The sequence below is a fragment of the Bacilli bacterium genome, from assembly GCA_036381315.1.
Lineage (GTDB): Bacteria > Bacillota > Bacilli > Paenibacillales > KCTC-25726 > DASVDB01.
In genome coordinates this window covers 94,178-101,311 of the sequence record DASVDB010000108.1, presented here as the reverse complement: position 1 = coordinate 101,311, position 7,134 = coordinate 94,178, and the positions used below count along the sequence as shown (strand labels likewise).

Here is a 7,134-nt window from a genome sequence, read left to right as displayed (position 1 = left end):
AAGGCAGTAAAATACCGCGCCCAGGCCGATCATGAAAGCGAAAAGCGAACCCGGCAGCACATCCCTCATCAGCGTCGCGCCGATCACAACCAGAGACTGCGTGCTGACGGTAAAAATCAATAAAACGCCGTGCACCTGATGAAACAGGCGCAGGCGGAATATCTTGATGTAACTGGCGATGCAGAGCACGACATAAACAAGCCAAACCGCAAGTCCAACGAGCGCGACAAATACCGACAGCGCGGTTAATTCCGGCATTTTTCTGGCCAGCGAAACGGCGCAGACCGATGAACCGGCCACCCAGGTGCCGATGGCAAAAATTTTAATCGGGCTATCGAGATGCCGCGTCCGAAACGTTTTTTGAAAATAGGACGAAATATAGGAAATGGCAATCCAAAACCAGGCGGAAAATAAGACGATGCTGAACAAACCGCCAAAACGGTCAAGGGCCGGAAAATTTGCCAGCGCTCCGTTGATGAAAATGCCGGCGGCCATGACGCTCGCCATTGACGCCGTCTCCGAAGGGGTTCGTTTAAGCAGCCACCTGCGAACGATCAGGACGATAAGCAATGATGCCCCAAGCAATATCCCGTTTTCCACCCAGATAACCTTCTTTCAATGCAATCCTCCGCCGTTGTTTCCCGCATCCGAAACAGCGTGGCGGCTGTTTTTCGGTGCGCGCCCATGGCGTTTGCGGTAAAGGACATAAGTTCGCGCCAAATAGGATAGCGGAATGCTGAACATATGCACAAGCCGCGTGAACGGGAAAACGGCGAACAAGGCAATCGCCGCCACAATATGAATTTTGAACGGCAGCGGCACATCCTGCATGATAGCAGCATCGGGGCGAAGCGTCAATACGCCGCGAATCCACGGACCGATGTTCTGCCGGTAATCAAAATTGGCGGAAGAAGCCGCATTCGCGCCTGTCGCGGAAATTCCGGTGAAGATCACAATGTTCAACAGGATGATCGTCACAAAATCGCCAAAACTGCTCGTTGCGCGAATCCGCGGATGGGCAAAACGGCGGCCAGCCAACAGCAGGATTCCCGCCGCCGCCGCCAAACCGGCCGCGCCCCCGCCCCACAGCGCCAACTGATGGTAGGTTTCGTCCGATACGCCCAATTCGCGGTAAAACTCCAAAGGCACAAGCAGCCCGGCGACATGGCCGAAAAAGACGAAAATAATGCCGTAGTGAAATAACGGGCTGCCTATTTGCAACCATTTCTTTTCCAAAAACTCGCTTGATTTCGACGTCCAGCCGAACGGGCGGAAACGCCTGCGGAATATCAGGCTAAGCGTTAACGTTACCAGCACCAGATACGGATATACGCTCCATAAAAACAGCTCCCAAAATGTCATGGGCAAACACCCCCGATCGGCTCGTTTGCCAGCGCCATTTGCCCGACGGTTGCGACAATGGCGCGAAAAATCGCGCAATAGGGACTATTTCCCGCGGCAAGCCCGCGAAGTATTTCCCGCAATGCGGGCAACAGCGGGGCGAATACGCGCGCGCAAGCTTCCGCGTCGGCCATAGCGGCAAATTCCAGCATAACCGGCAAATAATCCGGCAACTCGCCGCCCTTCAGGACAAATCCGGCTTCTTCGTATTGTTGTTGCAAACCGAGCAATGCGGCGCCGCGCTCTTTCGTTTCGCCAAATTCGGCATAAGTCAGGTACAGATTCGTCTGTTTGCCGAAATCAAACGTCTCCACGTACAGTTTTTCCAGGTCATCCGCGGCACGGCTTGCCAGCAATTGCTCCGCCGCCGCGGCTAACGTTTGCGCGAGCTCGGCCGTTTTCATCCCCTGCAGCGCCGCGATCACTTCGGAGGCCTGCCCGCGCCAGGCGGCATCGGGATACCGCAGCAAAAAAGACTCCGCGTAAAACAAATGCCGCAATGCCGATACATCCATTCACTTCATCCTCCCCTTTGCTCAAAACGGCCCGCAAGCGCCGGGGCCGCCGGCGAAATTCAGGCTGCAGCCGCCCTGCTCCAAAAACGTTTCTTCCGCCAGTTCGCGGTGCGCAGGCGGTATGACGAACCTGTCGCTATATTTGGCAATTGCCAAAAGCCGGTACATCTGCTCCGCCGTATCGGGGTCAAGCCCGGCGTCCCGCAACATTTCTTCGTCAATCGGCTGACGCAATTGCACGGATCGCATATAAATGCGCATCGCCGCCATCTTGCGCAGCACATTGCGGATAACTTCCGTATCGCCCGCCGCCAAAAGGCTGGCCAAATAGGATACGGGTATGCGCATGTCGTCGATCGCCCCGAACACGTCTTCCGGTTTCGCGTTGCTGCCTTTGCCTTCCACCCGGTTCATCACCGGACTGAGCGGCGGCACGTACCAGACCATCGGCAGCGTCCGGTATTCCGGGTGCAGCGGCAAGGCAATTTTCCACTGGACAGCCAGTTTATAAACCGGCGATTTTTGCGCCGCCGCAATCCACTCGTCCGGAATGCCTTCTTCTTTCGCCTGCGCGATGACGTGCGGCGCAAACGGGTCCAAAAATAATCCCAGCTGCGCTTCATACAAATCTTTCACGTCCGGCACGCTGGCGGCTTCTTTCACCCGTTCGGCATCATACAGGACGATGCCGAGATAGCGGATGCGGCCAACGCAAGTTTCGGCGCAAATAGTCGGCATGCCCGCTTCAATCCGGGGATAGCAGAGCGTGCATTTTTCCGCCTTGTTCGTCGCCCAGTTGAAATAAACTTTTTTGTACGGGCAGCTGGAGACGCAAAACCGCCACGCCCGGCAAGCCGTTTGGTCCACCAGTACGATGCCGTCTTCATCGCGCTTGTACATTGCGCCGGAAGGGCACGCGGAAACGCACGCCGGATTCAAGCAATGCTCGCAGATGCGCGGCAGATACATCATAAACACCTGCGCAAATTCCATGCGCACCTCTTCTTGCATATTCACAAAGTTCGGATCGCGCAAACCCGTCACATGGGCTCCCGCCAAATCGTCTTCCCAGTTGGGGCCCCAACAAATATCCATGCGCTCGCCGGTAATTTGCGATCTGGGCATGGCGACCGGCTGATGCTTGCGTTCGGGAGAGTGAATCAATTTATCGTATTCATAAGTCCACGGTTCATAATAATCGTCGATTTCCGGAAGATCGGGATTGTGGAAAATGTTCAGCAGCTTTTTGCCGCGCGGTCCGCTTTTCAACTCCAGCTTGCCGTTTTTCAGCTCCCATCCGCCCCGGTATTTGTCCTGGTTTTCCCATTCCTTCGGGTACCCGACGCCGGGCTTGGTCTCCACGTTGTTCCAGTACATATATTCCGCGCCCTTGCGGTTTGTCCACGTATTTTTGCAAGTAACGGTGCACGTGTGGCACCCGATGCATTTGTCCAGGTTCATCACCATGGCGACATGCGCTTTAATCTTCAAGCCAATCCACCTCTTCCAGTTTGCGGATCATCACGTTTAAATCGCGCTGGTTGCCGGTTGGCCCGTAATAGTTGAAGCCGTAGCTCAATTGCGCGTACCCCCCGATCATATGCGTCGGCTTGACGCGGATGCGCGTCGGGCTGTTGTGCGTGCCGCCGCGCTTGCCCGTCAGCTTTGACCCGGGCACATACAAAGTTCTGTCCTGCGCGTGATACATCATCGCCATGCCGCGCGGCAGCCGATGCGTCACGACCGCGCGCGCCACGACGACGCCGTTCTGGTTGAAGCATTCGATCCAATCGTTGTCGTTGATGTCCGCCTCAAAAGCATCGTCCTTGTTCATCCAGATGGTCGGGCCCCCGCGGAACAGCGTTTGCATCGGCAGCGAGTCGTAATACATGCTGTGAATCGACCATTTGTTGTGCGGAGTCAAATAGTTCAGCACGACTTCCTTGCCGGCTTTTGCCTTTTTGCCGGCAAACGGGCGGGGGTTAAGCGCCGGTTTGTAAGTAGCCATCGACTCGCCGAATTCCATCAAAAGCTCATGATCGAGATAAAACTGTTGGCGGCCGGTCAGCGTCCGCCAGGGGATGCGCCGCTCCACATTGGTGGTGAACGGCGCATATCTTCTGCCGCCTTTTTCCGACCCGGAAAATGCCGGCGAGGTGATGACCGTGCGCGGCTGCCGGTCGATCTGCTTAAGCGTGAACCGCTCCTCGCCCCGCTCTTCGGCCAGATCCTTTAAAGATAGCGCCGTCTTTTTTTCCAGCGCCTCCCACGCTTTCACCGCCACTTTGCCGTTCGTCGTGGAGGACAGCGTCAGGATCGCTTCCGCGACTTTCCGGTCGTCGCTGATGTCCGGGCAGTCCGCGCCGATTTTGCCGCCCTTTTTCGTGCCCAAAATTTTTTTCAGCAGATCGTATTCCTCCGCGGCGGACCAATTGATTCCTTTAGTGCCGAACGGTTTTTCCGCGAGCAACGGCCCGAGCGACGTCATCTTGTCGTAGACAAGCCGGTAATCCCGTTCCACCATGTGCAGCCGCGGCATCGTTTTGCCCGGGATCGCTTCCGCTTCGCCGCTCTTCCAATCTTTCACGCGTCCGAACGGCTGCGCCAGCTCATCCGGAGAGTCGTGCAGCAAAGGCGTCGTTACGATATCCGTAACAGGCCCGGCAAATTCCTTTTCGGCCATTAGCGAAAACACGCGCGCCAGTTCCTTGAACGCTTCCCAGTCCGATTTCGCTTCCCACAACGGGCCTACGGCCGGGTTGAACGGATGCACGAACGGATGCATGTCGGTGCTGCTCAAATCGGTTTTTTCATACCAGGTCGCCGCCGGCAGCACGATGTCGGAATAAAGCGGGTTTCCCGCCATGCGGAAATCAAGGCTGACGAGCAAATCGAGCTTGCCTTCCGGCGCCTGGTTGCGCCAGGCAATTTCCGTTGTACGAATTTTGTCGCGGTCGTCGTTCAACAATCCGTTCGCCGCGCCCAAGAAATGTTTCAGGAAATATTCATGTCCTTTGCCCGAACTGGAAATCAGATTCGCCCGCCATACGAACAGCACGCGCGGGAAATTGGCAGGATCGTCCGGGTCTTCCACGGCAAACTTCAGCTCGCCTTTTTGCAATTGCGCGGCAATGTATTGCTCTACTTCCGCCGGTTTCCGAGCGCCCGCTTTTGCCGCCGCCGCGGGCAACTTAAGCGGATTCGCGGCAAACTGCGGGTATGACGGCAGCCAGCCCAGCCTTGCCGCCAATGCGTTGTAATCCGCAACGTGGCTGTACCGCGGTTTGCCGGACGTCGGCGAGACGAGATCGTCTGCCGTAATGTCTTCATAGCGCCATTGGTCGGTGGCGAAGTAGAAAAAAGATGTGCCGTTTTGCAGGCGCGGCGGCAGCGACCAGTCACGCGCAAAAGCGATCGCGTTCCATCCTTCCGCCGGCCGCAGTTTCTCCTGCCCGACATAATGCGCCCAGCCGCCGCCGTTTACGCCTTCCGCTCCGACCAGCAGCACCAGATTCAAAATCGCGCGGTAAATCATGTCGGAGTTGTACCAATGATTGATGCCGGCGCCCATAATAATCATGGAACGGCCTTTCGTGGCAATGGCGTTCTCGGCGAATTCGCGGGCGATTTTTACCGCCTGCTCCGCCGGCACGCCGGTAATCGTCTGCTGCCATTCCGGGGTAAACGGCCTTTGTTCCGGCGCAAGGCGCGCTTCGTCCGCGGCAAACTCGCGCGTTACGCCGTAATTGGCCAATGTCAAATCGTACACGGTCGTGACCAGGCGGGTTTCCTCGCCGATTGTGATCCGTTTGACCGGCACCGCCCTTTTGCTTATGCGATTTCCCGCGGCGTCGAAATACGGCAGCGCCACTTGCACGATTTCGTCATGCACGCCGAACAGCGAAAGGCGGGGATGAATTTCCCGGCCGCTTTCGCCGTCTTTCGGTTCGAGATTCCACTTGCCTTCTTCGCCCCAACGAAAGCCGATGCTCCCCTGCGGGCAGACAAGCGCATGCCGAGCGTCATCGTACACAATCGTTTTCCACTCCGCGTTGTTCGTTGTAATCCGCAAATCATCCGCGGTCAAAAAGCGCCCGGGAACATATGCGCCATCCTTGGGCACGATCGTCACCAGACATGGCAAATCGGTGTTTTTCCGCGCATAATCAAGGAAATAAGGCGTTTTTTGGCGCTCGTAATATTCTTGCAAAATGACATGGCCCATCGCCAGCGCCAGCGCCCCATCGGTTCCCTGCTTTGGAGCCAGCCACTCATCCGCGAATTTGACAAACTCGGCGTAATCCGGGCTGATCGACACCACTTTGGCGCCGCGGTATCTCGCCTCTGCGAGAAAATGCGCGTCCGGCGTGCGCGTCATCGGCAAATTGGAGCCCCACACAAGCAAATAGCCGGAGTTATACCAGTCGCTGCTTTCCGGCACATCCGTCTGGTCGCCCCAAATTTGCGGCGAAGCCGGCGGCAGGTCGGCATACCAGTCGTAAAAGCTTAACAGCGGCGCGCCTACCAATGATAAAAAACGGGCGCCGGCGGCATAACTCACCATCGACATGGCGGGAATCGGCGAAAAGCCGAAAATGCGGTCGGGACCGTACTCTTTGATCGTATGAATCATGGCGGCGGAGATCATTTCCGCCGCTTCCTGCCAGGACGCGCGGACGAAGCCGCCTTTGCCCCTGGCCTGTTTGTATTTGGCGGCTTTCAGCGGATCGCCCACAATTGCCGCCCAAGCGGCAACCGGGTTGTTCGTCCGCCGCAATTCCGTCCGGTACATATCGAGCAGGCAACCGCGAATATACGGAAACTTGACGCGCAGCGGGCTGTACAAATACCAGGAAAAGCTTGCCCCGCGCGGACAGCCGCGCGGTTCAAAATCCGGCATATCCGGTCCTGTTTCCGGATAATCGGTTTGTTGATGCTCCCAGGTAACGAGGCCATTTTTCACAAATATTTTCCAGCTGCACGAACCGGTGCAGTTTACGCCGTGGGTCGAGCGCACCACTTTGTCATGCTGCCATCTGCGCCGGTAAGTATCTTCCCACTCCCTGCTCCTGTGCGAAACCTCACTCCACTTGTCCGAATATTGCTCTTTTGGCGCAAAGTATTGGGCGAATTTCCGCAGGGGTGTATTCCCGCGTTTCATGCGCATCCTCCTCATGTGTTTGGCGAAATGTCACTTTTTCACAATTTATTCACGTTT

5 protein-coding genes are annotated in these 7,134 nt (G+C 56.6%); all 5 read right to left on the bottom strand.

Annotated elements, in window-relative coordinates; genetic code table 11:
• Positions 1-600: hypothetical protein (locus tag VF260_08270; protein HEX7057173.1), on the bottom strand; the 600-nt coding region annotated here is incomplete at its 3' end.
• Positions 601-615: 15 nt separating this feature from the next.
• Entirely contained in the window at positions 616-1,362 is a 747-nt protein-coding gene (gene narI, locus VF260_08265; GenBank protein ID HEX7057172.1) for a respiratory nitrate reductase subunit gamma, read from the bottom strand.
• On the bottom strand, positions 1,359-1,916 hold the full coding sequence (gene narJ / locus VF260_08260; GenBank protein ID HEX7057171.1) for a nitrate reductase molybdenum cofactor assembly chaperone: 558 nt from the start codon (positions 1,914-1,916) through the stop codon (positions 1,359-1,361). The genes narI and narJ overlap by 4 nt, the downstream gene beginning before the upstream one ends.
• Positions 1,917-1,937: 21 nt before the next feature.
• Complete coding sequence (narH, locus tag VF260_08255) at positions 1,938-3,407, bottom strand: nitrate reductase subunit beta (protein HEX7057170.1); 1,470 nt, start codon at positions 3,405-3,407, stop codon at positions 1,938-1,940.
• Positions 3,397-7,077 (bottom strand): nitrate reductase subunit alpha, encoded by a 3,681-nt coding sequence (locus VF260_08250; GenBank protein ID HEX7057169.1) that lies wholly within the window; start codon positions 7,075-7,077, stop codon positions 3,397-3,399. Before VF260_08250 ends, narH begins: the two co-directional genes overlap by 11 nt.
• Positions 7,078-7,134: the final 57 nt, after the last annotated feature.